Here is a 26,560-nt window from a genome sequence, read left to right on the forward strand (position 1 = left end):
TCGCCGTCGTATTTTGCAAAACCTTCAAGAAAAACGCCGGGCCTGGCGCGATGCGGCAGGTTTGGGGGCTCTCTAAAAATCCCACAAGACGAGACAGGGTGTGCGAATGAATCGACTGAGCAAGACTCTGATGGTGCTTCATGTAGCGGCAGGTCTTTCAGGTTTGGCAATTCAGGCACGAGCAGCAGATCCGGCAAAGCCGGACGTCAATCGGGGGCAGGCAATCGCGGTGCAGGTTTGCGCGTCGTGTCACGGCGCGGACGGCAACAGTGCCGGCGGCGCGTATCCGAAGCTGGCGGGCCAACACCCTGAGTATCTCGTCAAGCAGCTCAAGGATTTCAAAACGCAGCCGGGCGCCAAGCAGCCGGCGCGCAACAATGCGATCATGGCGGGCATGGCGGCGGCGCTCTCCGATCAGGACATGGTCAATGTCGCGGCTTATTTCGCGGCGCAGACCCCGAAGCCTGGTTACGCGCACAACAAAGACACTGTTCCGCTAGGACAGAAGATTTATCGCGGCGGGATTGCCGACAAGGGCGTACCGGCATGCGCAAGCTGCCACGGGCCGACCGGTCAGGGAATTCCGTCGCAGTATCCGCGGCTGTCGGGACAGTGGTCGGAATACACGGTGGCGCAGTTGCTGGCGTTCACGCAAGGTCCTGGCGCACGGAACAACAACGAGGCGATGCATGCCATTGCAACGCGTCTGTCGGACAGCGAGATCAAGGCTGTAGCCGATTACATCGCGGGCTTGCACTAGGAATAGGAAGCCCGTACGCAAGTGCAACCGGCCCGGCGAGGCCGGTACCAAACAAGAAAAGGGTGGGGGCGTCGTGCCTACGACAGCCCTTCACCCTTTTTTGCTGTTCAGTCGGAGTATGAATGAGCGTCACCACGTCGGGTTTGCAGTCGAAGTCGGGCAATCGCATTACGCGCAGCGTCATCGAAGTCTTGAGTTCGATGCGTTTTGCCATTTCGTTGCTCGTGATTCTGTCGATCGCCAGCATTATCGGCACCGTCCTCACGCAGGACGATCCGTATCCCAATTACGTCAATCAGTTCGGCCCGTTCTGGGCGGACATCTTCCGCTCGCTGAGCCTGTACACGGTGTACAGCTCGTGGTGGTTCATGCTGATTCTCGGCTTCCTGATGGTGTCGGTGTCGCTGTGCGTGATCCGCAACGCGCCGAAAATGGTCGCCGACGCGAAGAGCTGGAAGGACAAAGTCCGCGAAGGCAGCTTGCGCGCGTTCCATCACAAGGGCGAGTTCGCGGTGCAGGGCACGCGTGCAGAGACCTCGGCCGCGCTCGCCAAACTCTCGGGCAGGCTCGGCTACAAGTTCGTCACGCGTGAGTCCGAAGGCGCGACCCTGATCGCCGCCAAACGTGGCGCGCTGACCAAGTTCGGCTACATCTCGGCTCACCTTGCGATCGTGGTGATCTGTCTGGGCGGTTTGCTCGACAGCAATCTGCCGATCAAGCTGCAAATGTGGCTATTCGACAAGTCGCCGATCCGCGCCAACACGGTGATCAACGAGATTCCGCCGGAACACCGTTTGTCGCAATCGAATCCCACGTTCCGCGGCTACGCATGGGTTCCGGAAGGGCAGCACGTTTCCACGGCGATTCTGAACCAGCCGGACGGCTCGCTGATCCAGGACCTGCCGTTTTCGATCGAGCTGAACAAATTCATCGTCGACTATTACTCGACGGGCATGCCGAAGCTGTTCGCGAGCGACATCGTGGTGGTGGATCACAAGACCGGCGCGCGCGTGCCGGCCCGCGTCGAAGTGAACCAGCCGTTCACCTACGACGGCGTGTCGATCTATCAGTCGAGCTTCCAGGACGGCGGCTCGCAAATGCAGATGACGGCCTACCCGATGAGCGGCGCCAGCGCGAAGAGCGCGCCGTTCGGCGGCACGATCGGCGGCAATGCGCCGTTGAGCACGGCCACGCCGCTTGCGGACGGCCAGACGGTGGAATTCACCGATTTCCGCGCGATCAACGTCGAAAACATCCAGAACGGCAGCGGCCAGACCGATGCGCGCGGCGTCGCGGCGCACCGCACGTTGAAAGAAGCGTTCGACGAGCGTCTCGGCTCCGGCGCCAAGACCTCGAAGCCGCTCGATCTGCACAATGTCGGCCCGTCGGTGCAATACAAGGTGCGCGACAAGGACGGCCAGGCGCGCGAATACAACAACTACATGCTGCCGGTAGACGTCTCGGGCGAAAAGATGTTTCTCGCCGGCATGCGCGTGAATCCGGACGATCCGTTCCGCTACCTGCGCATTCCCGCCGACAGCGGCGGCACGGTCAAGGACTGGATGAATCTGCGCGCCACGCTGGAGGATCCGGCCATGCGCGCCTCGGCCGCTCACCGTTTCGCGCTGCGCTCGGTGCCCGGTTCGAACACCGAATTGCAGCAGCATCTTGAAGAAAGCGCGTTGCGCGTGCTGACCCTTTTTGCTGGCGCGGATAACAGTATCAAGATGCCGAACGGCCAGCCGGTCGGCGGCTTCCAGGCGATTGCCGGCTTTATCGACCATTCGGTGCCGAAGGGCGAGCAGGAAAAGGCGGCCGGGTTGCTGCTGCGCATGCTGGAAGGCTCCACGTGGGATCTGTACCAACTGTCCCGCCAGCAACTCGGCGAGCCCGAAGCGGTGGCCAATGCAGACGCCAGCCGCTTCATCCAGAGCTCGATCAACGCGATATCCGACAGCTTTTTGTATGGATCGCCGGTCTACTTGCAGCTGGACTCCTTCAAGCAGGTGCAAGCTTCGGTATTTCAGTTGACGCGCGCGCCGGGCAAAAAAGTCGTGTATCTTGGCAGCCTGCTCCTCGTGTTGGGCATCTTTTCGATGTTCTATGTCCGCGAACGGCGCCTGTGGTTCTGGCTCAAAGACACGGATCACGGCACGAACGTCGTGATGGCGATGTCGAGCGCGCGCAAGACGCTCGATTTCGAGAAAGAGTTCGTTCAGACGCGCGACGCCGTAGGCGCCGCACTGGGCGCCAAACTCACTGAAGCATCCGACGCCGCCAGCGCTTCCGACAAATCCGGCAACGCCGGCGCGCCGTCCGCAAGCTCACAAGATTCGACCCGGTAAGATCATGGACTTGACTCAGGTTTCCTCCTCCTCCTCTTCACCCTCGCGGCCCAAGAAGGCGCCCGCGAGTGAAGCGCCCAACCTTGCCCAGTACGACGAGCGGCCGTTTCTGAAACGGCTCGGTATCGTCGACTGGCTGTTTGCCCTCGCGATGGTCGCGGGCGCCGGGTTTGCGCTATCGCGCTACCACCCGTTCATGAATTACTACGACAAGCTGGTGCTCTGCTGCGCCGTGCCGGTGTTCGTGGTGCTCGGCTGGCGCTGGAAACCGGTGCGCCCGCTGATGGTGGGGATCGCGGCGCTGTCGCTGCTGGCCATCCAGATCTATCACGGTGATCTGAGCCGCGCGGACAACGCGTTCTTCCTCAAGTACTTCCTGTCGAGCCAGTCCGCGATTCTGTGGATGAGCGCGCTCTTCGTGTTCGCCACCGTGTTCTACTGGATCGGCCTGCTGTCACGTTCGCCGACCGGCGCGGCGATCGGCTCGAAGATGACGTGGGCGGCCGTGCTGATGGGCTTTGTCGGCCTGATGGTGCGCTGGTACGAGTCGTACCTGATCGGCGCGGATGTGGGTCATATTCCTATCTCGAACCTGTACGAAGTGTTCGTGCTGTTCAGCCTGATCACGGCGCTTTTCTACCTGTACTACGAGCAGCACTACAACACGCGGGCGCTTGGCGCGTTCGTGCTGCTGGTGATCAGCGCCGCGGTCGGCTTCCTGATGTGGTACTCGGTGGCGCGCGACGCGCAGCAGATTCAGCCGCTGGTTCCTGCGCTGCAAAGCTGGTGGATGAAGATTCACGTGCCGGCCAACTTCATCGGTTATGGCAGCTTCGCGCTGTCGGCCATGGTGGGCGTCGCGTATCTGGCCAAAGAGCGCGGCGTGCTGGCTGACCGCCTGCCGGCGCTCGAAGTGCTCGATGACGTGATGTACAAGTCGATCGCCGTCGGTTTTGCATTCTTCACAATCGCGACGATTCTCGGCGCGCTGTGGGCCGCTGAAGCCTGGGGCGGCTACTGGAGCTGGGACCCGAAGGAAACGTGGGCGCTGATCGTCTGGCTGAACTATGCAGCGTGGCTGCATATGCGCCTCATGAAGGGGCTGCGCGGCACGGTCGCGGCATGGTGGGCGTTGACCGGCCTGCTGGTGACGACCTTCGCCTTCCTGGGCGTCAACATGTTCCTGTCGGGCTTGCATAGCTACGGCAAGCTGTAAGATTTGCCGCTCTGACCCGACTGAAAACCGCCGTGTGCTGCGCACCGGCGGTTTTTTTATGGCTGGCGGAATATTCGCTGCATCCAGAGTGTTCGCCCTGACAGTACCTATGGATGACGGGACGGACGCCCGGACGAGCGATCATCACTATGGCCCCGTAAGATGCATAGACCGATGGGCCGGCAAGGAGCACCACGATGTGGATCAAGCGTAGCGACAGAATTCAACTCAACGGCGACGACATTGCGCGCAGCGAAATCACGCCGCAGCGTGTCTTTCAGAACCGTCGGCGCGTGTTGCAGGCGGCCGGCGCGGCGGCGCTCGGCAGTTTGATCGGCGTGAACGGCGAGGCGTTGGCGGCTTACACGTCGCCGGATCCGAAGGCGCAAAAGCTGGCGGCGAAAACCAACACCCGATTCGTCGCGCTCGACAAGATCACGCCGTACAAAGACATCACTACGTATAACAACTACTACGAATTCGGCACCGACAAGGCCGATCCCGCGCACAACGCCGGGACGCTGCGGCCGCATCCGTGGAAGGTGAGCGTCGAGGGCGAGATCAAGAATCCGAAGGTCTACGACATAGACGAATTGCTCAAGCTCGCGCCGCTCGAAGAGCGCGTGTACAGGTTGCGCTGCGTGGAAGGCTGGTCGATGGTGATTCCGTGGATCGGCGTGCCGCTCTCGGAGTTGATCAAGCGTGTGCAGCCGACTGGCAACGCCAAATACGTGCAGTTCATCACGTTGGCCGATCCGTCGCAAATGCCCGGGCTGTCGACGCCCGTGCTCGATTGGCCGTACTCCGAAGGTCTGCGCATGGACGAAGCAATGAATCCGCTGACGTTGCTCACCATGGGCCTCTACGGTCAGGTCCTGCCCAATCAGAACGGCGCGCCGGTGCGCGTCGTGGTGCCGTGGAAATATGGCTTCAAGAGCGCGAAATCACTGGTGAAAATCCGTTTCCTCGACAAGCAGCCGCCGACCAGTTGGAACACGTATGCGTCGAACGAATACGGCTTTTATTCGAACGTGAATCCGAATGTCGATCACCCGCGCTGGAGTCAGGCGACCGAGCGGCGTATCGGCGAGGACGGTTTCTTCACACCCAAGCGTAAGACGTTGATGTTCAACGGTTACGGCGATCAGGTCGCATCGCTTTATCAGGGCATGGACCTGAAGAAAAATTTCTGAGCGACGCGAGCATGGCTTCCGATACGCAACCTGTTACCCAGACCGAACGCACAGTGCCACGTGCGCAGGCGTCCGCGTCCGCGTCGAACGCGAAGCGGGCGGCAACCGGGGCGCGCTGGATCGTGCCGGCCAAAGTCGTCGTATTCATCGCGGCGTGGTATCCGCTTGCGCGTATCGTGGTGTTCGGCTTGACTGACCGGCTCGGTGCGAATCCGATCGAGTTCATCACGCGTTCGACGGGTCTGTGGACGCTCGTCTTTCTCTGCATCACGCTGGCCGTGACGCCGTTGCGGCGGCTCACCGGCGTCGCCGCATTCGTGCGCTTTCGCCGGATGCTTGGGCTCTACGCGTTCTTTTACGCGACGCTGCATTTCACCACTTACCTGTGGTTCGACAAGTGGTTCGATGTCGCCGAGATTATCAAGGACATCGGCAAGCGGCCGTTCATCACGGTGGGGTTCGCGGCATTCGTGTTGCTGATCGTGTTGGCCGTGACGTCGCCGCGCGCGATGGTGCGCAAACTCGGGCGCCGTTGGCAGATGCTGCATCGGTTCATCTATGCGATCGGTGCGCTCGCGATCCTGCACTTCTGGTGGATGAAGGCGGGCAAACACGATCTGATCTTGCCGAAGATTTACGGTGCGATCATGGTGGCGTTGCTCGGCTGGCGTTTGCTTGTCTGGTTGCGTGACAGGATGTCAAAGGCGCGTTGACCCGCCGCGAACCCCGGCCGTCGATCAAGCAAACAAAAAAAGAGGCGATGCCGCAGCGGCATCGCCTCTTTTACGTTGCGCACCGATTGACGCGAAGTATGACGTTTACGCCGGCAAAATCGTTTCGCCCGCAAACAGCTGTTGCACCTCTTCGCGCGCGCGAACCACATGCACCTGTGTACCATCAACCATCACCTCGGCCGCGCGCGGACGGGTGTTGTAGTTCGAGCTCATCACAAAGCCGTATGCGCCGGCCGAGCGGATCGCCAGCAGATCGCCCGGTTCGACCGCCAGCAGGCGTTCGCGGCCGAGCCAGTCGCCGCTCTCGCAAACCGGACCGACCACGTCATACACGTGAGCCGGCACATCGCGCTTCACGACCGGGTCGATTGCGTGATACGCCTCGTACATGGCAGGACGCGCCAGATCGGTCATGGCCGCGTCGACGATCGCGAAATTCTTTTCCGCGCCCGGCTTTAGAAACTCGACGCGCGTAAGCAGCACGCCGGCGTTGCCGACCAGCGACCGACCTGGTTCGAAATACACTTCGCGATGGCCGTGGCCGCGCGCTTCGATGCGATCCAGCACGGTGCGCACGAATTCGCCGATTTCCGGCGGCGTTTCGTCGTCGTACGTGATGCCGAGACCGCCGCCCACGTCGATATGGCGAATCTTCACGCCGTCCTGCTCGATCTGCTCGACCAGTTCCAGAACCTTGTCGACCGCGTCCAGATACGGCGCGACCTCCGTGATCTGCGAGCCGATATGGCAGTCGATACCGACCACCTCGAGATTCGCCATCGCCGCGGCTGCCTGGTACGTGGCGCGCGCGTCTTCGAAGGCGACGCCGAACTTGTTCGACTTCAGTCCGGTGGAAATATAGGGATGCGTCTTAGCGTCGACGTCCGGATTCACCCGCAGCGAGACGGGCGCCTTCTTGCCCATTTCGGCGGCGACCGCATTCAGGCGGTCCAGCTCAGGGATCGATTCGACGTTGAAGCATTTCACGCCGGCTGCGAGTGCGTCGCGCATTTCGTCCGCGTTCTTGCCGACGCCGGAAAACACCGTGTTTTCCGCTTTGCCGCCGGCGGCGAGCACGCGTGCCAGTTCGCCGCCCGAAACGATGTCGAAGCCGGCGCCGAGGCGCGCGAACACGTTCAGCACCGCGAGGTTGCTATTGGCCTTGACGGCGACGTGCACGCTCGCGCGGCGGCCGGCGCAAGCACCTGCGTAGGCGTTCCACGCAGCGGTGAGTGCGGCGCGCGAATACACGTAGAGCGGCGTGCTGAACTGCTCGGCGAGAGAGACGGCGGACACGCCTTCGGCGTGCAGCACGCCGTCGACGTAGTCAAATGCGGATCGAGTCATGCGAAAGTCTTATTGAGCGGGGGTGACGGCAGAAGCAGGCAGCGGCGCCGACGGAGCGGATGCGGCGGAGGTGGGCGGCGCGGCGAGTTCGTTTTCCGGCGCCAACGAAAGCGGTGTGCCGGAGGTATCCGGAACGGTGCTCATGTCGGTGGATGTTGCCGGGGCTGAATGTGCGACCTCCGGCGGCGTTTGCGTGCGATCGATCGGCTTGGCCGGTAGCGGCGGCACGGTGGGCAAATAGAGCGAACCGCGTTGTCCGCAGCCAGCGAGTGCACAACCTGCGAGAATGGCTAAAACCGCTACAATCGCGCGGCCGGGCGCCGCCGCGCGCATCCGAGATACGACTCGCATGACTGTCCCTGAATAAATAATCGATGGAGTTTAGCATGTCCGATAGTGAATACCTGACCCGCGCGGAAGCCGCGCTAGCCGCCATCGAACGTGCGCTCGACGACACCGATGCCGACATCGAACTCGAGCGCAGCGGCAACGTCCTGACCCTCGAATTCGAGAACCGCTCGAAGATTATCGTGAACCTTCAGCCGCCCATGAGCGAGATCTGGATCGCCGCGAAGGCGGGCGGTTTCCACTTCCGATTCATCGACGGCGAGTGGCGCGACACGCGTAGCGGCACGGAGTTTTTCGCCGCACTGTCGGAGTACGCGACGCAGCAAGCCGGCGAACCGGTTCACTTCGAAGCGTAGAAACCGCGGGACGAAGTGCGCCGCTCAAGCGGCCGAATCGATCGCCCAGACCGCACAAGAAAAACGGCCGCGCATGATTCGCGCGGCCGTTTTGCTTTTTGAGCGACTTCGAGCGGATGCGTCAGTGTCCGCGGAACAGATTCATGATGTCCTGCTTCTCCTGCTCCCCGACCTGCTCGGGCGCTGCCGCCGACGCGCCGCTCGCTTCGGCATCCAGCGCCGCTTGACTGATGCCGACCGTGGCGACGAAACCGTGTCCCGGCGTGAAGTCGTCGAAATACAACTCCGCGCCGAGTTCGGTCAGGCCGTCGGGCATCGGCATCTTGTACTCCGGCACGCCTTTGAGCGCCCGCCCCATGTATTCGACCCACACGGGCAACGACAGGCCGCCGCCAGTCTCCTTGTCGCCGAGGCTGCGCGGGTTGTCGTAGCCGATCCACGCGATGGCCGTGAGCGTGTGCTGATAACCCGCGAACCACGCGTCGCGCGAATCGTTGGTCGTACCCGTCTTGCCGGCGAGGTCGGCGCGCTTGAGTGCATTGGTCTTGGCACCCGTGCCGCGTTGCGCGACGCTTTGCAGCAGGCTGTTCATCACATACGCATTACGCGGTTCGATGGCGTGCGGCGCGCTTTGCGCAGCCACCAACGGTTGCGCGTGCGCGACCACGATGCCGCGCTGATCGGTGACTTCGGCGATCAGATACGGGTTGATCCGATAGCCGCCGTTGGCGAACACCGAGTACGCGCCCGCCATCTGCAGCGGCGTGACGAGACCTGCGCCCAGCGCCATTGGCAGATAAGCCGGATGACGATCCGCGTCGAAGCCGAAGCGCGTGATGTACTGCTGCGCGTACTTCGTACCGATCTGGTTCAGAATGCGGATCGACACCAGGTTTCTCGACCGCTGCAACGCGGTGCGCATGGTCATCGGACCGTCGAAGCCGCCGCCGTAGTTCTTCGGCTCCCACGCCTGGCCGCCGGTTTCAGCCGCGCTAAAGAAGAGCGGCGCGTCGTTGATCACGGTTGCCGGCCCGAGCCCCTTTTCGAGCGACGCCGAATAGATGAACGGCTTGAAGCTCGAACCCGGCTGACGCCACGCCTGAGTTACGTGATTGAACTTGTTCTTGTTGAAGTCGAAACCGCCGACCAGCGCGCGGATCGCGCCGTCTTGCGGGACCACCGAAACGAATGCGCCTTCCACCTGCGGCAATTGCGTGATCGACCAGTTGCCGTCGTCGTTCTTGATGAGCCGGATGATCGCGCCCGGCCGCACACGTTGATTCGGCTGCGCGCGCGGCCCGAGAGCGAATTGCACATAGCGCAGGCCGTCACCCTGGATCGTCGCGACATTGCCGTCGATAAACGTGACCTGCACCTGCTTCGGACTCGCGGCGGTGACCACGGCGGCAATGATCTCGCCGTTGTCCGGGTGCTCGAGCAGCGCGTCGTCGATGGCCTGCTCACGGTCGTCGGCGTCGGAAGGCAGCTCGATGAAGGCTTCCGGGCCGCGATAACCGTGGCGCCGTTCGTAGTCCATCAGACCTTTGCGCAGCGCCCGATAAGCGACGTCCTGGTCGGCCGAATCGATCGTGGTCACCACGTTCAGTCCGCGCGTATAGGCTTCTTCGCGATACTGCGCGTACATCATCTGACGCACCATTTCTGCGACGTATTCCGCGTGCACGCTGAATTCCTTGCCCGCGCCCTTGACCACGAGCGGCTGCCTGCTCGCTTCGTCGTACTGTTCCTGCGTGATGTAGTGCAGCTCGTACATGCGCTGCAGGATGTACTCCTGCCGCACCTTGGCGCGCTTCGGGTTGACCACCGGGTTATACGCGGACGGCGCCTTCGGCAGCCCGGCCAGCATGGCGGATTCGGCCAGCGTCAGATCCTTCAGGTCTTTGCCGAAATAGACGCGCGCCGCGCTTGCGAAACCGTAGGCGCGCTGACCGAGATAGATCTGATTCATGTACACCTCGAGAATCTGATCTTTGGACAGCTTCGACTCGATCTTGTACGCGAGCAGCATCTCGTAGATCTTGCGCGTGTAGGTCTTCTCGCTGGAGAGGAAGAAGTTGCGCGCCACCTGCATGGTGATCGTGCTCGCGCCCTGGGTGGCGTGGCCATTGGTCAGCGCGACGATGCCCGCGCGCGCAATGCCGGTGAGGTCGACGCCGCCGTGATCGTAGAAGCGCGCGTCTTCAATGGCGAGGATTGCCTTCTTCAGACTATCGGGCACGTCCTGAATATGGACGATGTCGCGCCGTTCCTCGCCGAACTCGCCGATCAGCACGTGGTCGGCTGTGTAGATACGCAACGGCACCTTGGGACGGTAGTCGGTCAACGCATCGAGCGACGGCAGATTGGGCGTGGCGACGACGAGCGCATAGCCGAGCACCAGCAGCACGCACAGAATGCCTGCGACGATCAGACCCACGAAGCCGATGATGAGCTTCAGCCACAGCGGGCGTTTGCGCTTCTGCGGCGCGGGCGGCGGGGACGTAGGAGACGTGGATTGCATATGGGCACCAAAAAACAGTCCCGCGATTATAGCCGCCAGGCTTTTCAGCTTTCGGCATGCTTACTGACACGTCTTCACAAGTCTGCGCGCCGCGCGGGAATGACCTCACTGTAGTCCCTTTGATCGCCTGCGGGACGCGCATTCCTCAACGTTAGCCATTTGGCTGAGTGTCGCGCGGCGCCGCGTCTACGCACAATTCCTCCTCATCACTCGCGTTCGAATGGTTCGTCGCGTGAGTCAGAGGGAGGGCTTCATGGCATTAAAAAGATCCTGGCTTCAGGCAGTGCAACCCGGTGCGCATCGTTATGCCGCGGGGATCGATGTGGGTTCGCAGGCCGTGCGCCTTGTCGTGCTCAGTCATCGGGCGCGCCCGCCTGCAGCACTGCATATCGAATACGTGAGCACCGTGCCGCTTCCCGCCGGTGCCATGGCCGGCGCCGAAATCGCCGACCGGCATGCGGTGGCGCGTGCCTTGCGCGACGCGTTTGCCGGACTGCCGCACGCGTGTGCGACGCGCGCCTTGCGATGCGCGATGGCGCTGCCCGCGTCGGCTACCGTGACCGCCACGGTGCCGCTCGCGCGACTTGCCGCGCAGAGCGGTTGCGCGGAAGACGGCGGGCGTCAGCTGGCTGAACTCGAGCCGGCGGTGATCAGTGAAGTCGAGCGCATTGCGGGCCTCGAACGGCATGCCCTTGCTGTCGACTGGTATGTCGACGAAACGCCTTCGCCAGTGCGCTGCGTGACTATCGCCGCCACCGCGCGGCAACATCTCGAAGCGCGAATCGAATGCGCGGCGATCGCCGGCATCTCGCTCACCGCCATCGACGGTGAGCCGCATGCCGCGTTGCGTGCCATGCGCTATGCGGCGAGTTATGAACTCGATCCGCACGAACCCTATGTCGCGTTGTGGATCGGCACGGACGGCGTGTATGGCTGGCGGATCGTCGACGACGGCATCGCCGGCGAAATGCGCTACCCGGCACCGGAACACGCCGATCTCGCCGATGCGTTACGCGACCTGGCGCACGGTCCCGAACTCGACTGCGCGTTGTTGAGCGGTGAGGTCGATCTGCTCGACGGCGTGGGTTTCTCGACCGCGGATATCGCGGACGTGCTGGGCTGCTCGGTGCTGCCGTTCGAATGCGCGGTGCTGGGCGGCCACGAGCGGCCGTTGAGCGACCCGCTGTTGCACGAGCCGTCCGGTGCGGTCGCATTCGGGCTTGCGTTGCGCGGGGTGCTCGAATGACGGGCGGCGTGTTGCACGCGGCGGTCTCGAACTCGGGGACACCGTTACGTGGCGCGCGTTTCGCACGAGGGTGGCTCGGCGGTTTCAACTTACTGCCTTACCGGCAACGCAACGCGCGGCTCGCGCGCCGGCGGTGTCTGCTCGAATGGATTGCCGCCGCTTTCGCCGGTTGTGCCGCTGTCTTCGCATTGGCCGGCTGGCAGGCGGTCGAGCGAGCGCGCCTCGATGCACGGCGCGAGTCGATCGAGCGATCGCTCGCGCAATTATCAGCGCCGCTCGCTGAGCACGCGGCATTGCTCCGCACGCGTGACGAACAACGCCAGCACGTGGCACGCGCAAAGAGTTTGTCCGACCCGCTCACGCATTTACGCGATCTGTTCGATGCGCTGAGTTTCGAGCCGGGTGACGGCGTGCTGTTGCAGCAGTTGCGCCACCGTGAAGATGAGACCGAGTTGCTGGCGAGCTCGCGCGGCCAAATCGCTTCGGCCGAGTGGCTCAAACGCCTGAGTGCGATTCACGGCGTGAAAGGGGTGGAGGTGAGCGACCTGCATAGCTCGGCTTCGCGCGGTGGGGCAGCTGCGCAGACAAGCATGACCGGACCGGTCGAATTCGGCGCGCGTCTGCGGTGGAGCGAGACGGCGCAAAAAACGACCCGCACGGGCGGGTCTGCCGCACAGCGTTCTGTGAAGTCTGAACAATCAGGAGGTGCGAAATGAGTACGGCCTTTGTCGAATTTGGCGGCGTGGCGCGCGCGCGCTTTTCACTTTCTCATTGGATGGCGCGCGCGCGTTTGCCGCTCGATGCATGGAGCGGGCGCCGCCGCTGGGCGGTCGCTTTGCTGATTGCCGTGCTGGTGTTCGGCCTTGGTACACACGGCTGGATTGTCGCGGACCTCGGCGGTGTCGAAGCGAGCCGGGCGGCGTTGGAAGCGGGCAGCCTGCGTCTCGCGAACGCAAGGCGCGCGCTTGCGCAATTGCCAGCGCTGCGCCGCGAAGCCGCCGCGGGTCCGATTGGCGCTTCGCTTGTCTCTTCGCTTGTCTCTTCGCTCGGCACTTCGATCGCGCGGTCATCGGGGCCGTGGAGTTCCGCCGACGACGTAAGCATCGTCTCCGAACTGGCTGCGCAGAATAGCGTCGCGTTGCTCTCGGTGGAGCCTGGCGCCGCGAGCGGAGCGGGTGCTGAGCGCATGCGGCCGCTGCAACTGACTGCGCGCACTGACTTCGTCCATCTCATGGCGTTTATGCGCGGGCTGTCGGACCTGCCGGTGCTGATCGTGCCTGTCGATGTGACCGTCAAGCGCGAGGCCGCCGCACTGTCGGTCAGCGCCACGCTGCGCGTGTTCAATGCGCTGCGGCCCGCGCCATCGGCAGCCTCCGCGGATGCGTTCGCCGAAGACAGTCTCGATTCGGATGACGAAGAAAACGTCGTCTTCTTCGATCCGTTTTCGCAACCACAGATGCAGGCGGCGGCCGAACTGCCCGACGTTTCGCAACTGCGTCTGGTCGGATTGCTGCGCGATCGCGCGCGAGGGCTGGCATTGCTCGATACACCGGACGGCGTCACGGTCGTCGAGTCCGGAGAGCAGATCGGCGCCGAACGTGTCGCGAGGCTGGACGCGTTCGGCATTACCCTCGTGAAGGGCGGCGCGACTCGCACGCTGGCACTGACGGAGACTTCGTGATGAGACTGGCGAAGCCGTTTCCCTTTGCGTCTTCGGGCGTCGATACGTGTGCGTCGGCAGGCCGGCAAGTGTGCGTCGGTCTATGGGTCAGCGCGGCGCTGGCTGTCGGCGTTGCACGGGCGTCGACTCAACCGCTGCCGCCGTTGCCTCCCGAGATGCCGCTCGATGCGGTGGTGACGCCGCTCGATGTCTCGTACGACGTACCGCCGCTGCCAGGCGACGCTTCCGCCGCGGTGCCCAATCCGTTCCGACAGGACGCCGCAGGCGATGCTGACGCATCGCGTGCGAGCGCGGCGGCCGGCGATGCTCACGCGGATGCGCCGTCCTCCGACGCGCGCGCTGCCGACGCCACCAACGCCGACGCCACCGACGCCAGCAATGCCTCCGCCTCCGCCAGCGACACCATCGCCAGCGACGCCACCACCGCCACCAACGGCCCGGTTCCGCAGCGACGGCAATCCAATGCCGCGGCTCGCGACAATGCCACCGGCTCCGCCGCGCTCGAAGGGCCTCCGGTGCCGCTGCCGCCGCTCGCGCGTCTGAGCGGCGAGCTGCGCAGTGCCGCCGACGCAGGCCTCGCCCCCGACGACAAACCGATCTCGATGAATTTTCAGCGTGCAGAACTCGGCGCCGTGCTCAATGCGTTTGCCCGGTTCACAGGATTGAACATCGTCGCGAGCGAAAGGGTGCGCGGCGCTGTCTCGCTGCGGCTCGACAAGGTGCCGTGGCGCACCGCGTTCGATACCTTGCTCGACGTCAACGGCCTCGCGATGGAGCGCCATGGCAACGTGATCTGGGTCGCGCCGATTGCCGATCTGGCCGCGCGCGAGCGGCAGCGCTTCGAAGCGCACGCCCGGGCCGCCGATCTCGAGCCGCTCGCGAGCCGCACGTTCGAGCTGCACTATGCGCACGCCGAGGACGTCAGGCGGCTGCTGACCGGTTCCGGCGCCCAGCGGGTCCTGTCCAAACGCGGTGCCGCGACCGCTGATCCGCGCACCAATCTGCTGTTCGTGACCGATCTCGAAGCGCGCCTCGCGCAGATTGCGGCACTGCTCGCCTCGATTGACCGGCCGACGCGCCAGGTGTTGATCGAAGCGCGCATTGTCGAGGGCGAACATGGTTTTTCGCGCAACCTCGGCGTGAAACTCTCGATGGCGGCCAGCAATACCGACGGCACCGCGAGAGGTTTCACCGACGCCGTCTACGATCTGTCGGCCCGGCCGATTACAGGCTTCGACGCGGCGACCGCTGGTCTGACGTTATTCGCCGCCGGCGCGACGCGGTTGCTGAACATCGAGCTGAGCGCGCTCGAAGCGCAGGGGCGCGGCGAAATCGTCTCGAGCCCGCGCGTGGTCACGGCGGACCGGATGAAGGCAGTCGTCGAGCAGGGCACCGAATTGCCGTATCAGGCGAAAGTGGGACAGGGCGTGTCGGGCGTGCAGTTTCGCCGCGCTACCCTCAAACTGGAGGTCGAGCCGCAAATCATGCCGGACGGCCGGGTGGTGCTGGACCTCGACGTCGCCAAAGACAGCGTTGGCGAACAGACCGACGCCGGGCCCGCGATCAACACCAAACACGTGCAAACGCGCGTCGAAGTGGAGGATGGTGGTACGGTGTCGATCGGCGGTATTTACGCGACCGATGACCGGGACGATGTGACTCGGGTGCCGGTTCTGGGCAAGATACCGGTTTTAGGTGCGCTTTTCCGCCATCGGGCTCACCGCGACCACCGCAGCGAACTGGCTGTTTTCATCACGCCGCGCGTCGTTCAGACAAATTAGGGCACGCTCCCGCCGTTACCGGGAAAATGCTGGGCCGCCCTGGGTTTTTTGCTCCGCCGGACGTTCGCTTTGGGGATTCCCCGTTGTGGCGGCTGGCGCGAAGCGACAGGGCGGGCGGCGTTCCCAGGCGGCGCGCAGGCTCGACAAGGCAGCCGCTTTGCCAGTAAGCTGCGGCACGAACCATACCGGATTAGCCAGAGGACACCGTTGCAAGCGCGGGACGCACACGCCAATGTATTTTTCGTAGGGCTCATGGGGGCAGGAAAAACCACCGTGGGCCGGGCCATTGCGCGCCGTCTCGATCGCCCCTTCTTCGATTCCGACCATGAAATCGAGGCACGCACGGGCGCGCGCATCCCGGTGATCTTCGAGATGGAGGGCGAAGCGGGCTTCCGCGAGCGCGAAGCGAGCGTGATTTCCGACCTCACCGCGCGCGACAATATCGTGCTCGCGACCGGCGGCGGCGCCGTGCTGCGGCCGGAAAACCGCGAGGCGCTGCGAAATCGCGGTCTGGTGATCTATCTGCGCGCCAATCCGCACGACCTGTGGCTGCGCACCCGGCGCGACAAAAATCGCCCGCTTTTGCAGACCGAAGACCCCAAAGCGCGTCTCGAAGCACTCTACGAAGTGCGCGACCCGTTATATCGGGAATGCGCGCATTTCGTGATCGAAACCGGCCGGCCTTCGGTCAACGGACTCGTCAACATGGTTCTGATGCAGCTCGAGATGGCCGGCGTCGCCAAACTTCCTGCGTCATAATGGACCGTATGATTACCGTCAATGTCGAACTGGGCGAGCGCGCCTACCCCATCCATATCGGTGCCGATCTGATCGGCCAGACCGCGTTGTTCGCGCCGCATATCGCCGGCAGTTCGGTCACCATCGTCACCAATGCCACCGTCGACCCGCTTTATGGCGACACGCTGCGCGCCGCGCTGGCGCCGCTTGGCAAGCAGGTCTCCACGGTAGTTTTGCCGGACGGCGAGGCATACAAGAACCTCGAAACCCTGAACCTGATTTTCGACGCGCTGCTTGGCGCCCGGGCCGATCGCAAGACCACGCTGATCGCGTTGGGCGGCGGCGTGATCGGCGACATGACGGGTTTTGCGGCGGCCTGCTACATGCGCGGCGTGCCCTTCATCCAGGTGCCGACCACGTTGCTTTCGCAGGTGGACTCATCGGTGGGCGGCAAAACCGGCATCAATCACCCGCTCGGCAAGAACATGATCGGCGCGTTCTATCAGCCGCAGGCCGTGATCGCCGACATCGGCGCGTTGCGTACGCTACCGGCGCGTGAACTGGCGGCGGGCGTCGCTGAAGTGATCAAGACCGGCGCCATCGCCGACGCGGGTTTCTTCAGCTGGATCGAAGCCAATATCGAAGCATTGAATCGCTGCGAACCCGCGGCGCTCGCCGAGGCGGTCAAGCGCTCGTGCGAGATCAAGGCGTCGGTGGTCGCGCAGGACGAACGCGAAGGCGGACTGCGCGCCATCCTCAATTTCGGCCATACCTTCGGCCATGCGATCGAGGCCGGTCTTGGTTACGGCGAGTGGCTGCATGGCGAGGCGGTCGGCTGCGGAATGGTGATGGCGGCAGATCTGTCCGTGCGGATGGGCTATCTCGACGAAGCGGCGCGCAAGCGTCTGGTCGACGTGATCGTCGCCGCGCATTTGCCGATCCGGGCGCCGGCGCTCGGCGACGCGCGCTATGTCGAACTCATGCGGGTCGACAAGAAGGCGGAAGCCGGCGCGATCAAATTCATTCTGTTGAAGCGTTTCGGTGAGACGCTGATCACCCAGGCGCCCGATGCCGAGGTGCATGCCACGTTGGCCGCCGCCGTCTGAATCGCGCGAGGCATCCAGCAACGCATCACGCACCAGCGTCACGAGGCGCCGCCCATGTTTCGGAGAACCCGGTGACTGACAGGCGCAGCGACGTTGTAAAGCATGACCCGGCGGCACGCGCGGCGACAACCGGCGCGCCGACGCAGGAAGCACTCGAAGCCCATCTTGCGCCGTACGCGGCGCATTCCGCGCAATCGCGCGGCCGTCGCTATCCGGAAGCCGCGCCCAGCGCGCGCACCGAATTCCAGCGGGACCGCGATCGTATCGTCCATTCGACGGCATTTCGCCGGCTCGAGTACAAAACGCAGGTCTTCGTCAATCACGAGGGCGACCTGTTTCGCACGCGTCTGACTCATAGCCTGGAAGTGGCGCAGATCGCGCGTTCGGTTGCACGCAATCTGCGTGTGAACGAGGACCTCGTCGAAGCCATTTCGCTCGCCCATGATCTTGGCCACACACCGTTTGGCCACGCGGGTCAGGACGCGCTCAACGAATGCATGCGCGAACATGGCGGCTTTGAGCACAATTTGCAGAGCCTGGCGGTGGTCGACGATCTTGAGGAGCACTACGGCGCGTTCAACGGCCTGAACCTGTGCTTCGAAACGCGTGAGGGTATTCTCAAGCATTGCTCGCGCGAGAATGCGCGGCGGCTGGGTGCATTGGGCGAGCGCTTTCTCGAGGGGCGGCAGCCGTCCGTCGAGGCGCAGATCGCGAACGTTGCCGACGAGATCGCGTACAACAACCACGATGTCGACGACGGCCTGCGTTCGGGCCTGCTCACCGTGGAGCAGCTCGCTGAAGTGGAGTTATGGCAGGTGCACTACGAGGCGGCGCGCAACGACTTTCCTCAGATCGAGGGTCGGCGGCTCATTCACGAGACGGTTCGCCGCATCATCAATACGCTGATCGTCGATCTGATCGATACGACCAAGCTGAATCTCGAACGGCATGCGCCGGCGTCGCTGGATGCCGTGCGTTCATCGCCCGCGCTCGTCGCGCATAGCAAAGCGATTGCCGCGCAGGCGGCCGCGCTCAAGCGTTTTCTGTTCAAAAATCTGTACCGCCATTATCGCGTGATGCGCATGGCCAACAAGGCGCGCCGCGTCGTCGCGGGTCTGTTCGACGCATTCACCGACGATCCGCGGCTGTTACCGCCGAGCTATCAGTCAACGGACGCATCGCAGCAACCGCGGCTGATCGCCCATTACATCGCGGGTATGACGGATCGCTATGCGGTCAAGGAGTACCAGCGCCTGTTCGTGATTGACGATAACTGATCAGGCGTCGTTTGAGGTTTGCGTGCGGCTGGGCTGTCTTCTTTGATGTTCGCGTCCGCCGCATGTTTTTACGCGCGCCGCACGTTGCCTTCACGTCGACCGCACACACGGAGACGCTCTCCGTGCCGATGGAGCGGCTGAGCGCACGTACACGAGCTGATGACGTACACGAGCTGATGACCGCGCAGGCAAGCTGATGACCGAGGGACGCGAGCCGCTGACCGCGCGTACCCGAGTTGAGGAGCGGTACGCACGCAAGCCGCTGACCGCACGCACTCGGGCCGCTGATCGCACCTACGCGAACTGCTACCCGCACGCATGCGACTTGCTGACCGCACGCCCCTAAGCTACCGACCTACGCACCCGAGCCAGCATCGCCCTCCGGCGACAGCCCGCCTCAGCAGGAATCGCCCGTTCGAGGCGACCCCGCTCGTCGTCTGCTCGCGCTTTAGCGCAACCGCGAAGCGAACAGCGCGCCGGCAATCAACGCCACGCCGCCGACGATCGCAATCGTCTGCCACGGATTTTCATGCACGTAGTCGTCGGCATCCGAGATGGCGACTTCGGCGCGTTCGCGCACGGCTTCGCGCGTGTCGTTCAAGCGGGCGCGCGCTACCTCGAGTTGCTTGCGAAGTTTGCTGCGCAGCGCCACTGCATCGGCCTGGGTGCCGTCCGCCAGCGTCGATTCGAGTTCCGACATTAGCGTGCGCAGTTCGCCTGCGATATCTTCGGCCGCATGGCGGCTATGGCGAGCGATACGCCGCGCACGGCGGCTGGTGCTGGTCCAGGATTCGCCGAGGGCGTCTCGTGTATTCGGAAGTGCAGTCATGGTCGCTCCGTCGATGAGGTGAAAGGGTCCCGCGCGTTGTCACGAAGACGCACTCTCACGTCTGAACGCGGGAAACACCCGGTGAACGCAACTTTGGTGCCAAACCCGGAGGCCCCATCCGCCGTGGCGCGGGCGCATATTCGTCAGCACATATTGCACTGGCTGGCGCGATTGCGGGTCAAATTTACAAACGCTTGCGCCTCGCCACGGCTTTGCCTGCAAAGGTGGCAAAGGAGACGCGTTCGGCGCGCGCCAAAAAGTAAAACGCCGCCATGGGATGCATGACGGCGTTGTCCAAGCCACGAAAATTCGACTACCCTAACTCAACGGCCCCTAATTTTTCCGAAGCGTTAGAAACGGTAACCGATATTGACGTAGGAAACGATCGGGTTCAGTTTGATCTTGGTTTGCGATTGCACATTCAGCGTGCCGACGGGCGTGTTCGCAGCAGTGTTGAGCTTCGCGGTCGTGCTGAGCGGCAGGTAGGAAATCGATACGCCCGCGAACCAGTGCTGGTTGAAGGCGTAGGTGAAGCCGGCATTAAACACCGGCTCCCACGAACTATCCGTAGTGACGCTGGTCGGACCATGCAGAACGTTTGCCTCGAATGCGCTGTTGGTGATCTTTTCGTCGGTGAACCAGATGCGGCTCACGCCAACGCCGAGATACGGCCGGAACCTGGCGGTCGGGGCATTGAAGTAGTACTTGAACAGCAGAGTCGGGCTCCACTGTTTTGCCTGACCCAGCTTGCCGAATTGTGCGAGGCTGCCCGAACCTTCCAGGTCGAACGAAGGCGGTATGCCGATCACGAACTCTGCTGCGATGTGGTCGGTGACGAAGTAGCCGGCAGTGAAACCAAGGGTGTCGGCTGAACTGAGTGTTGCACCGGTATTGGCTTCAGTGATGTTGGTCGGGCTACCACCAATGCTTGTTACTTTGAGCGGCTCGCTGCTCGATTGAGGCGCAAGATGGAACCAGCCCGTCGTGACGAAAAAGCTTCCGGCCGATTGCGCGTGAGCTGCCGTTGTCATGCAGGCTAGCGCCGCGATCCCCGTTACGGCCTGTTTTAATTTCATAAGTGCTCCTCCAAAAAAGGCCCGCTCATTATGACGAGAACGTTTGAAACAAACCATACGCGGCGGTTAGAGCTTTCTCCCTAAGCTCCGCGCGGTTTCTGGCTCTGCCGCGCCGCGTCTAACCTTGCGCGGATGCGGTTCTTCGGACCTTCGGGTATGTACCAACGCGACTATTGGATACTCCAGCATGGCACGGCTTGCACGTCTCTATGTCCCTGACCAGCCGCAGCACGTCATCCTCCGCGGGCTCGATCAGCAGCCCGCATTCGTCGACGACCAGGACTACGAGCTTTTCATCGATTGTTTGAAAGCGGCTTCACGCGACCACCATCTGTCCATCCACGCGTATGCGTTGATGCCAGGCGCGGTGCAACTGCTCGTCACGCCGACCGAGGAGTCGAGTCTGCCGAAGGCGATGCAGGCGGTCGGGCGCCGATACGTGGCGCACTTTAACAGGCGCTATGCGCGCCGGGGCACGTTGTGGGAAGGGCGCTACAGAGCGACGGTGATCGAAGGCGAGCGCTACTTTCTGCTGGCGAGCCGTGTCGTCGAGATGTGCCCGGTGCGCGCCGGGCTCGTGAGCGCGCCGGAAGATTACCGCTGGTCGAGTTACCGCCATCACATCGGCCTGACACTCGACAGCCTGATTACGGATCATCCGCTGTACTGGTCGCTCGGCAATACCCCATTCGAACGGCAGCGCGCGTACCGGGAACTGTGCGAGCAGCCGCTCGATGAACGGGAAGCCAGCCAGCTTCAGCAGGCCACCCTGAAAGGCTGGGTTCTGGGCAGCGACACCTACCGCGAGTGGGCGGCGCGGGCCGCCAACCGGCGTGTATCGCCGCTGCCACGCGGGCGGCCGCGAAAGGTGCGCGAGACGCCGCAACAGCAATAAAACGTTTCGCATCAAAGGGCTGCATCGAAACGGCATCTCCGCATGCCGTTTTCTTTTGCACGTTTTGGATGTGGCACCAATAAAAAATAGCCGCAATGCACCAACTTGATAATTGGGGTTCAATCATCACGTTTTATTTGCTATTCCATTGATTCGTCGCGTATATTCCGAATTCCGGCGCTTTTTGACACGCGTAGCATCGAGCGTTGAGCGCGCCGTCGCGGTTGTGAATCGCACTGCGGCAATAGAAAAACGGTTTAACGGCCTGTCCGGCCCCTTACAGACGGTGTCCCCATGAACGACCACCAGCAACCGATCCACCCGGTTCCCGCCGCGCAAGGTCTGTACGACCCGCAAAACGAGCATGACGCCTGCGGCGTCGGCTTTGTCGCTCACATCAAGGGCAAGAAAAGCCACGAGATCATCGAGCAGGGCCTGAAGATTCTCGAGAACCTAGACCACCGGGGCGCCGTCGGCGCCGATCCGCTGATGGGCGACGGCGCGGGCATCCTGATCCAGATCCCGGACGGCTTCTATCGCGAGGAAATGGCCAAGCAGGGCGTGGTGCTGCCGCCGCACGGCGAATACGGTGTCGGCATGGTGTTCCTGCCGAAGGAACACGCGTCGCGTCTCGCCTGTGAGCAGGAACTGGAACGCACGGTGAAGGCGGAAGGCCAGGTCGTGCTGGGCTGGCGCGATGTGCCGGTCGACCACACCATGCCGATTTCGCCTACCGTCAAGGCGAGCGAGCCGCTGATCCGCCAGATCTTCATCGGCCGTGGCAAGGACATCATGGTGACGGACGCGCTCGAGCGGAAGCTGTACATCATCCGCAAGACCGCCAGCCACCGCATCCAGGCGCTCAAGCTCAAGCACGGCAAGGAATATTTCGTGCCGTCGTGCTCGGCGCGCACGGTCGTCTATAAGGGCCTGCTGCTGGCCGGCCAGGTCGGCGTGTACTACCGCGACCTGCAGGACGAGCGCACGGTCTCGGCGCTGGCGCTGGTCCACCAACGCTTCTCGACCAACACATTCCCGGCGTGGGAACTGGCTCACCCGTACCGCATGATCGCCCACAACGGCGAAATCAACACGGTCAAGGGCAACGTGAACTGGCTCAACGCCCGTACCGGCGCGATCGCATCGCACGTGCTCGGCGACGACCTCCCGAAGCTCTGGCCGCTGATCTATCCGGGCCAATCGGACACCGCCTCGTTCGACAACTGTCTCGAACTGCTGGTGATGGCCGGCTACCCGCTCGTCCACGCAATGATGATGATGATCCCGGAAGCCTGGGAACAACACACGCTGATGGACGACAACCGCCGCGCGTTCTACGAATACCACGCCGCGATGATGGAGCCGTGGGACGGCCCCGCTGCAATCGCCTTCACCGACGGCCGCCAGATCGGCGCGACGCTCGACCGTAACGGTCTGCGTCCGGCGCGCTACATCATTACGGACGACGACCTCGTCATCATGGCGTCGGAAGCCGGCACGCTGCCCATTCCCGAGTCGAAGATCGTCAAGAAGTGGCGTCTGCAGCCGGGCAAGATGTTCCTGATCGACATGGAGCACGGCCGCATCATCGACGACAAGGAGCTCAAGGACAATCTCGCGAACGCCAAGCCGTACAAGAGCTGGATCGACGCCGTGCGCATCAAGCTCGACGAGATCGAGGCAAAGGCCGAAGACGTCGCGACGGAACGCCGCGAGCCCGCCGCGTTGCTGGATCGCCAGCAGGCGTTCGGCTACACGCAGGAAGACCTCAAGTTCCTGATGGCGCCAATGGCGCAAGCCGGCGAAGAAGCAGTCGGTTCGATGGGCAACGACTCGCCGCTGGCGGTCATGTCCAACAAGAACAAGACGCTCTACCACTACTTCAAGCAGCTGTTCGCGCAAGTGACGAACCCGCCGATCGACCCGATCCGCGAAAACATGGTGATGTCGCTGGTGTCGTTCGTCGGTCCGAAGCCGAACCTGCTCGACACGAACAACATCAACCCGCCGATGCGTCTCGAAGTGTCGCAGCCGGTGCTCGACTTCAAGGACATCGCGAAGATCCGCGAGATCGATCAGTACACGGGCGGCAAGTTCAGCTCGTACGAACTGAACATCTGCTATCCGGTGGCGTGGGGCAAGGAAGGCATCGAAGCACGCCTCGCCTCGCTGTGCGCGGAAGCCGTGGACGCGGTCAAGTCCGGCTACAACATGCTGATCGTGTCGGACCGCAAGACCGACCGCGACAACGTCGCGATTCCGGCGCTGCTGGCCACCGCCGCGATCCACACGCACCTCGTGCAGCAAGGCCTGCGCACGAGCACGGGTCTGGTCGTCGAAACGGGCTCGGCGCGTGAAACGCACCACTTCGCGCTGCTCGCGGGTTACGGCGCGGAAGCCGTGCACCCGTACCTCGCAATGGAAACGCTCGGCCAGCTCGCCGCCGGCCTGAAGGGCGACCTGTCGCCGGAAAAGGCGGTCTACAACTTCACCAAGGCTGTGGGCAAGGGCCTGATGAAGGTCATGTCGAAGATGGGCATTTCGACCTACATGTCGTACACCGGCGCGCAGATTTTCGAAGCGGTCGGTCTGGCTGAAGACCTGGTGGTGAAATACTTCAAGGGCACTTCGTCGAAGGTGGGCGGCATCGGCCTGTTCGACGTGGCGGAAGAAGCGATCCGTCTGCACCGCGAAGCGTTCGGCGACAACCCGATTCTCGCCAACATGCTCGACGCAGGCGGCGAATACGCATACCGCGTGCGCGGCGAAGAACACATGTGGACGCCGGATGCGATCGCCAAGCTCCAACACTCGGCGCGCAGCAACTCGTATCAGACGTACAAGGAATACGCGCATCTGATCAACGATCAGACCAAGCGCCACATGACGTTCCGCGGCCTGTTCGAATTCAAGTTCGATCCGACCAAGGCCATCCCGCTCGACGAAGTCGAACCGGCGAAGGAAATCGTCAAGCGTTTCGCCACCGGTGCAATGTCGCTGGGCTCGATCAGCACGGAGGCTCACGCCACGCTGGCAATCGCCATGAACCGTATCGGCGGCAAGTCGAACACGGGTGAAGGCGGCGAGGACGTGAACCGTTACCGCAACGAGTTGCGCGGCATTCCGATCAAGAACGGCGACACGATGAAGTCCGTGATCGGCGACGAAGTGATCGTGGACATTCCGCTGAAGGCGGGCGATTCGCTGCGCTCGAAGATCAAGCAGGTGGCGTCGGGCCGTTTCGGCGTGACGGCGGAATACCTCGCGTCCGCTGATCAGATCCAGATCAAGATGGCGCAGGGCGCGAAGCCGGGTGAAGGCGGTCAGCTGCCGGGCCACAAGGTGTCGGAATACATCGGCAAGCTGCGTTACTCGGTGCCGGGCGTCGGCCTGATTTCGCCGCCGCCGCACCACGACATCTACTCGATCGAAGATCTGGCGCAGCTGATCCACGATCTGAAGAACGCCAACTCGGCGGCCAGCGTCTCGGTGAAGCTGGTGTCCGAATCGGGCGTCGGCACGGTTGCCGCAGGTGTGGCCAAGGCCAAGGCCGATCACGTCGTGATCGCCGGTCATGATGGCGGCACGGGCGCGTCGCCGCTGTCGTCGGTGAAGCACGCCGGCACGCCGTGGGAACTGGGCCTGGCCGAAACGCAGCAAACGCTGGTGCTGAACCAGTTGCGCGGCCGTATCCGCGTGCAGGCCGACGGTCAGATGAAGACCGGCCGCGACGTCGTGATCGGCGCGCTGCTCGGCGCGGACGAGTTCGGTTTCGCGACGGCGCCGCTCGTCGTCGAAGGCTGCATCATGATGCGCAAGTGCCATCTGAACACCTGCCCGGTCGGCGTCGCGACGCAAGATCCGGTGCTGCGTGCGAAGTTCCAGGGCCAGCCGGAACACGTTGTGAACTTCTTCTTCTTCGTTGCAGAAGAAGCGCGCGAAATCATGGCGCAACTGGGCATCCGCAAGTTCGAAGACCTGGTCGGCCACGCCGAACTGCTCGATACGAAAAAGGGCATCGAACACTGGAAGGCGAAGGGTCTCGACTTTTCGCGCGTGTTCTATCAGCCGCAAGTCTCGGCGGAAGTGGCGCGCAAGCATGTCGACGTGCAGGACCATGGTCTGGACAAGGCACTCGACCACACGCTGATCGAAAAGGCGAAGGCGGCGATCGAGAAGGGCGAGCACGTCTCGTTCATCCAGCCGGTGCGTAACGTGAACCGTACGGTCGGCGCGATGCTGTCCGGCACGATTGCGAAGAAGTACGGCCACGACGGCCTGCCCGACGACACGATTCACATCCAGTTGAAGGGCACCGCGGGTCAGAGCTTCGGCGCGTTCCTCGCGAAGGGCATCACGCTGGATCTGGTCGGCGACGGCAACGACTATGTCGGCAAGGGCCTGTCGGGCGGCCGCATCATCATCCGTCCGACCAACGATTTCCGCGGCAAGTCGGAAGAGAACATCATCTGCGGCAACACAGTGATGTACGGCGCGATCGAAGGCGAGTCGTTCTTCCGCGGCGTGGCAGGCGAGCGTTTCTGCGTGCGTAACTCGGGTGCGACGGCGGTTGTCGAAGGCACGGGCGACCACGGCTGCGAATACATGACGGGCGGCACGGTGGTCGTGCTCGGCGAAACAGGCCGTAACTTCGCGGCCGGCATGTCGGGCGGCATCGCCTACGTGTACGACCCGGACAACTCGTTCGCGGGCAAATGCAACAAGTCGATGGTCGCGCTCGATCCGGTCTTGCAAACGGCCGAACAGGAACGCACGGTCGACAAGGGCCTGTGGCACACCGGCACGACCGACGAAGCGCTGCTCAAGGGACTCATCGAGCGTCACTTCCAGTTCACGGGCTCGCCGCGTGCGAAAGCGCTGCTCGAAAACTGGGACGCGTCGCGCCGTCAATTCGTGAAGGTGTTCCCGACCGAATACAAGCGCGCGCTGGGCGAAATGGCCGCGAAGAAGGCGAACAAGGAAGTGCTGGCCGCCTGATTCGCAACGCTGTTCATCAGCAAGACGTCACCTTTAGCCGTACCCGCCGCGTGCGACCGATCCACGGTGCCGCGCGGCGGGTGTAGATCACCCCACCTGATTAGATAGAGAAG

20 protein-coding genes are annotated in these 26,560 nt (G+C 63.1%); 15 read left to right on the forward strand and 5 right to left on the reverse strand.

Going from position 1 to position 26,560, the window contains the following annotated elements; translation table 11 throughout:
* Nucleotides 1-106 precede the first annotated feature (106 nt).
* From BLW71_RS17745 to msrQ, 5 genes are all read left to right on the forward strand, one after another.
* Nucleotides 107-760 carry a c-type cytochrome gene (locus tag BLW71_RS17745; protein ID WP_091798367.1) on the forward strand — a complete coding sequence of 218 codons (654 nt, stop codon included), beginning with the start codon at nt 107-109 and terminating at the stop codon, nt 758-760.
* Between the two features lie 122 nt (nt 761-882).
* Nucleotides 883-3,105: a cytochrome c biogenesis protein ResB gene (locus tag BLW71_RS17750; protein ID WP_091798370.1), complete on the forward strand. Its 2,223-nt coding sequence runs from the start codon at nt 883-885 to the stop codon at nt 3,103-3,105.
* A 4-nt stretch (nt 3,106-3,109) separates the two neighbouring features.
* Nucleotides 3,110-4,321 carry a c-type cytochrome biogenesis protein CcsB gene (gene ccsB, locus BLW71_RS17755; RefSeq protein WP_091798377.1) on the forward strand — a complete coding sequence of 404 codons (1,212 nt, stop codon included), beginning with the start codon at nt 3,110-3,112 and terminating at the stop codon, nt 4,319-4,321.
* 197 nt (nt 4,322-4,518) lie between these two features.
* Nucleotides 4,519-5,514: a protein-methionine-sulfoxide reductase catalytic subunit MsrP gene (msrP, locus tag BLW71_RS17760; protein WP_091798380.1), complete on the forward strand. Its 996-nt coding sequence runs from the start codon at nt 4,519-4,521 to the stop codon at nt 5,512-5,514.
* Between the two features lie 11 nt (nt 5,515-5,525).
* Nucleotides 5,526-6,227: a protein-methionine-sulfoxide reductase heme-binding subunit MsrQ gene (gene msrQ, locus BLW71_RS17765; RefSeq protein ID WP_091798383.1), complete on the forward strand. Its 702-nt coding sequence runs from the start codon at nt 5,526-5,528 to the stop codon at nt 6,225-6,227.
* A 105-nt stretch (nt 6,228-6,332) separates the two neighbouring features.
* On the opposite strand, the gene lysA is transcribed toward msrQ, so the two are convergent.
* Nucleotides 6,333-7,595, reverse strand: coding sequence for a diaminopimelate decarboxylase (gene lysA, locus BLW71_RS17770; protein ID WP_091798387.1), 1,263 nt, complete (start codon nt 7,593-7,595; stop codon nt 6,333-6,335).
* A gap of 9 nt (nt 7,596-7,604) precedes the next feature.
* Nucleotides 7,605-7,946 (reverse strand): LPS translocon maturation chaperone LptM, encoded by a 342-nt coding sequence (gene lptM / locus BLW71_RS42315; protein ID WP_091798390.1) that lies wholly within the window; start codon nt 7,944-7,946, stop codon nt 7,605-7,607.
* A 35-nt stretch (nt 7,947-7,981) separates the two neighbouring features.
* Between lptM and cyaY the strand changes: the two genes are divergently transcribed.
* Complete coding sequence (gene cyaY, locus BLW71_RS17780; protein ID WP_091798393.1) at nt 7,982-8,299, forward strand: iron donor protein CyaY; 318 nt, start codon at nt 7,982-7,984, stop codon at nt 8,297-8,299.
* A gap of 121 nt (nt 8,300-8,420) precedes the next feature.
* On the opposite strand, the gene BLW71_RS17785 is transcribed toward cyaY, so the two are convergent.
* Nucleotides 8,421-10,820: a penicillin-binding protein 1A gene (locus BLW71_RS17785; RefSeq protein WP_091798396.1), complete on the reverse strand. Its 2,400-nt coding sequence runs from the start codon at nt 10,818-10,820 to the stop codon at nt 8,421-8,423.
* A 253-nt stretch (nt 10,821-11,073) separates the two neighbouring features.
* Here BLW71_RS17785 and pilM point away from each other — a divergent pair, with 253 nt between their 5' ends.
* From pilM to BLW71_RS17820, 7 genes are all read left to right on the forward strand, one after another.
* Nucleotides 11,074-12,066 (forward strand): type IV pilus biogenesis protein PilM, encoded by a 993-nt coding sequence (gene pilM, locus BLW71_RS17790; RefSeq protein WP_091798399.1) that lies wholly within the window; start codon nt 11,074-11,076, stop codon nt 12,064-12,066.
* Entirely contained in the window at nt 12,063-12,782 is a 720-nt protein-coding gene (locus BLW71_RS17795) for a fimbrial assembly protein (RefSeq protein ID WP_091798402.1), read from the forward strand. The genes pilM and BLW71_RS17795 overlap by 4 nt, the downstream gene beginning before the upstream one ends.
* On the forward strand, nt 12,779-13,747 hold the full coding sequence (locus tag BLW71_RS17800; protein ID WP_091798405.1) for a hypothetical protein: 969 nt from the start codon (nt 12,779-12,781) through the stop codon (nt 13,745-13,747). The genes BLW71_RS17795 and BLW71_RS17800 overlap by 4 nt, the downstream gene beginning before the upstream one ends.
* Nucleotides 13,747-15,528 (forward strand): type IV pilus secretin PilQ, encoded by a 1,782-nt coding sequence (locus BLW71_RS17805; protein WP_177205058.1) that lies wholly within the window; start codon nt 13,747-13,749, stop codon nt 15,526-15,528. Before BLW71_RS17800 ends, BLW71_RS17805 begins: the two co-directional genes overlap by 1 nt.
* Before the next feature lie 207 nt (nt 15,529-15,735).
* On the forward strand, nt 15,736-16,287 hold the full coding sequence (locus BLW71_RS17810; protein WP_091798410.1) for a shikimate kinase: 552 nt from the start codon (nt 15,736-15,738) through the stop codon (nt 16,285-16,287).
* The gene (aroB, locus tag BLW71_RS17815) at nt 16,287-17,372 is read left to right on the forward strand and encodes a 3-dehydroquinate synthase (protein ID WP_177205059.1); all 1,086 of its coding nucleotides are present in this window, start codon (nt 16,287-16,289) and stop codon (nt 17,370-17,372) included. The genes BLW71_RS17810 and aroB overlap by 1 nt, the downstream gene beginning before the upstream one ends.
* Before the next feature lie 71 nt (nt 17,373-17,443).
* Nucleotides 17,444-18,649 carry a deoxyguanosinetriphosphate triphosphohydrolase gene (locus tag BLW71_RS17820; protein ID WP_091798413.1) on the forward strand — a complete coding sequence of 402 codons (1,206 nt, stop codon included), beginning with the start codon at nt 17,444-17,446 and terminating at the stop codon, nt 18,647-18,649.
* Between the two features lie 448 nt (nt 18,650-19,097).
* Here BLW71_RS17820 and BLW71_RS17825 read toward each other — a convergent pair whose 3' ends face one another.
* Together BLW71_RS17825 and BLW71_RS17830 are read right to left on the reverse strand one after the other, a co-directional pair.
* Entirely contained in the window at nt 19,098-19,478 is a 381-nt protein-coding gene (locus tag BLW71_RS17825; RefSeq protein ID WP_007180171.1) for an ElaB/YgaM/YqjD family protein, read from the reverse strand.
* 350 nt (nt 19,479-19,828) lie between these two features.
* The gene (locus BLW71_RS17830) at nt 19,829-20,554 is read right to left on the reverse strand and encodes an OmpW/AlkL family protein (RefSeq protein WP_091798416.1); all 726 of its coding nucleotides are present in this window, start codon (nt 20,552-20,554) and stop codon (nt 19,829-19,831) included.
* 187 nt (nt 20,555-20,741) lie between these two features.
* Between BLW71_RS17830 and BLW71_RS17835 the strand changes: the two genes are divergently transcribed.
* Nucleotides 20,742-21,449 carry a transposase gene (locus BLW71_RS17835; protein WP_007180173.1) on the forward strand — a complete coding sequence of 236 codons (708 nt, stop codon included), beginning with the start codon at nt 20,742-20,744 and terminating at the stop codon, nt 21,447-21,449.
* Nucleotides 21,450-21,743: 294 nt separating this feature from the next.
* The gene (locus tag BLW71_RS17840; RefSeq protein WP_091798420.1) at nt 21,744-26,447 is read left to right on the forward strand and encodes a glutamate synthase-related protein; all 4,704 of its coding nucleotides are present in this window, start codon (nt 21,744-21,746) and stop codon (nt 26,445-26,447) included.
* Nucleotides 26,448-26,560 lie beyond the last annotated feature (113 nt).

This window comes from Burkholderia sp. WP9 (assembly GCF_900104795.1).
Classification (GTDB): domain Bacteria; phylum Pseudomonadota; class Gammaproteobacteria; order Burkholderiales; family Burkholderiaceae; genus Paraburkholderia.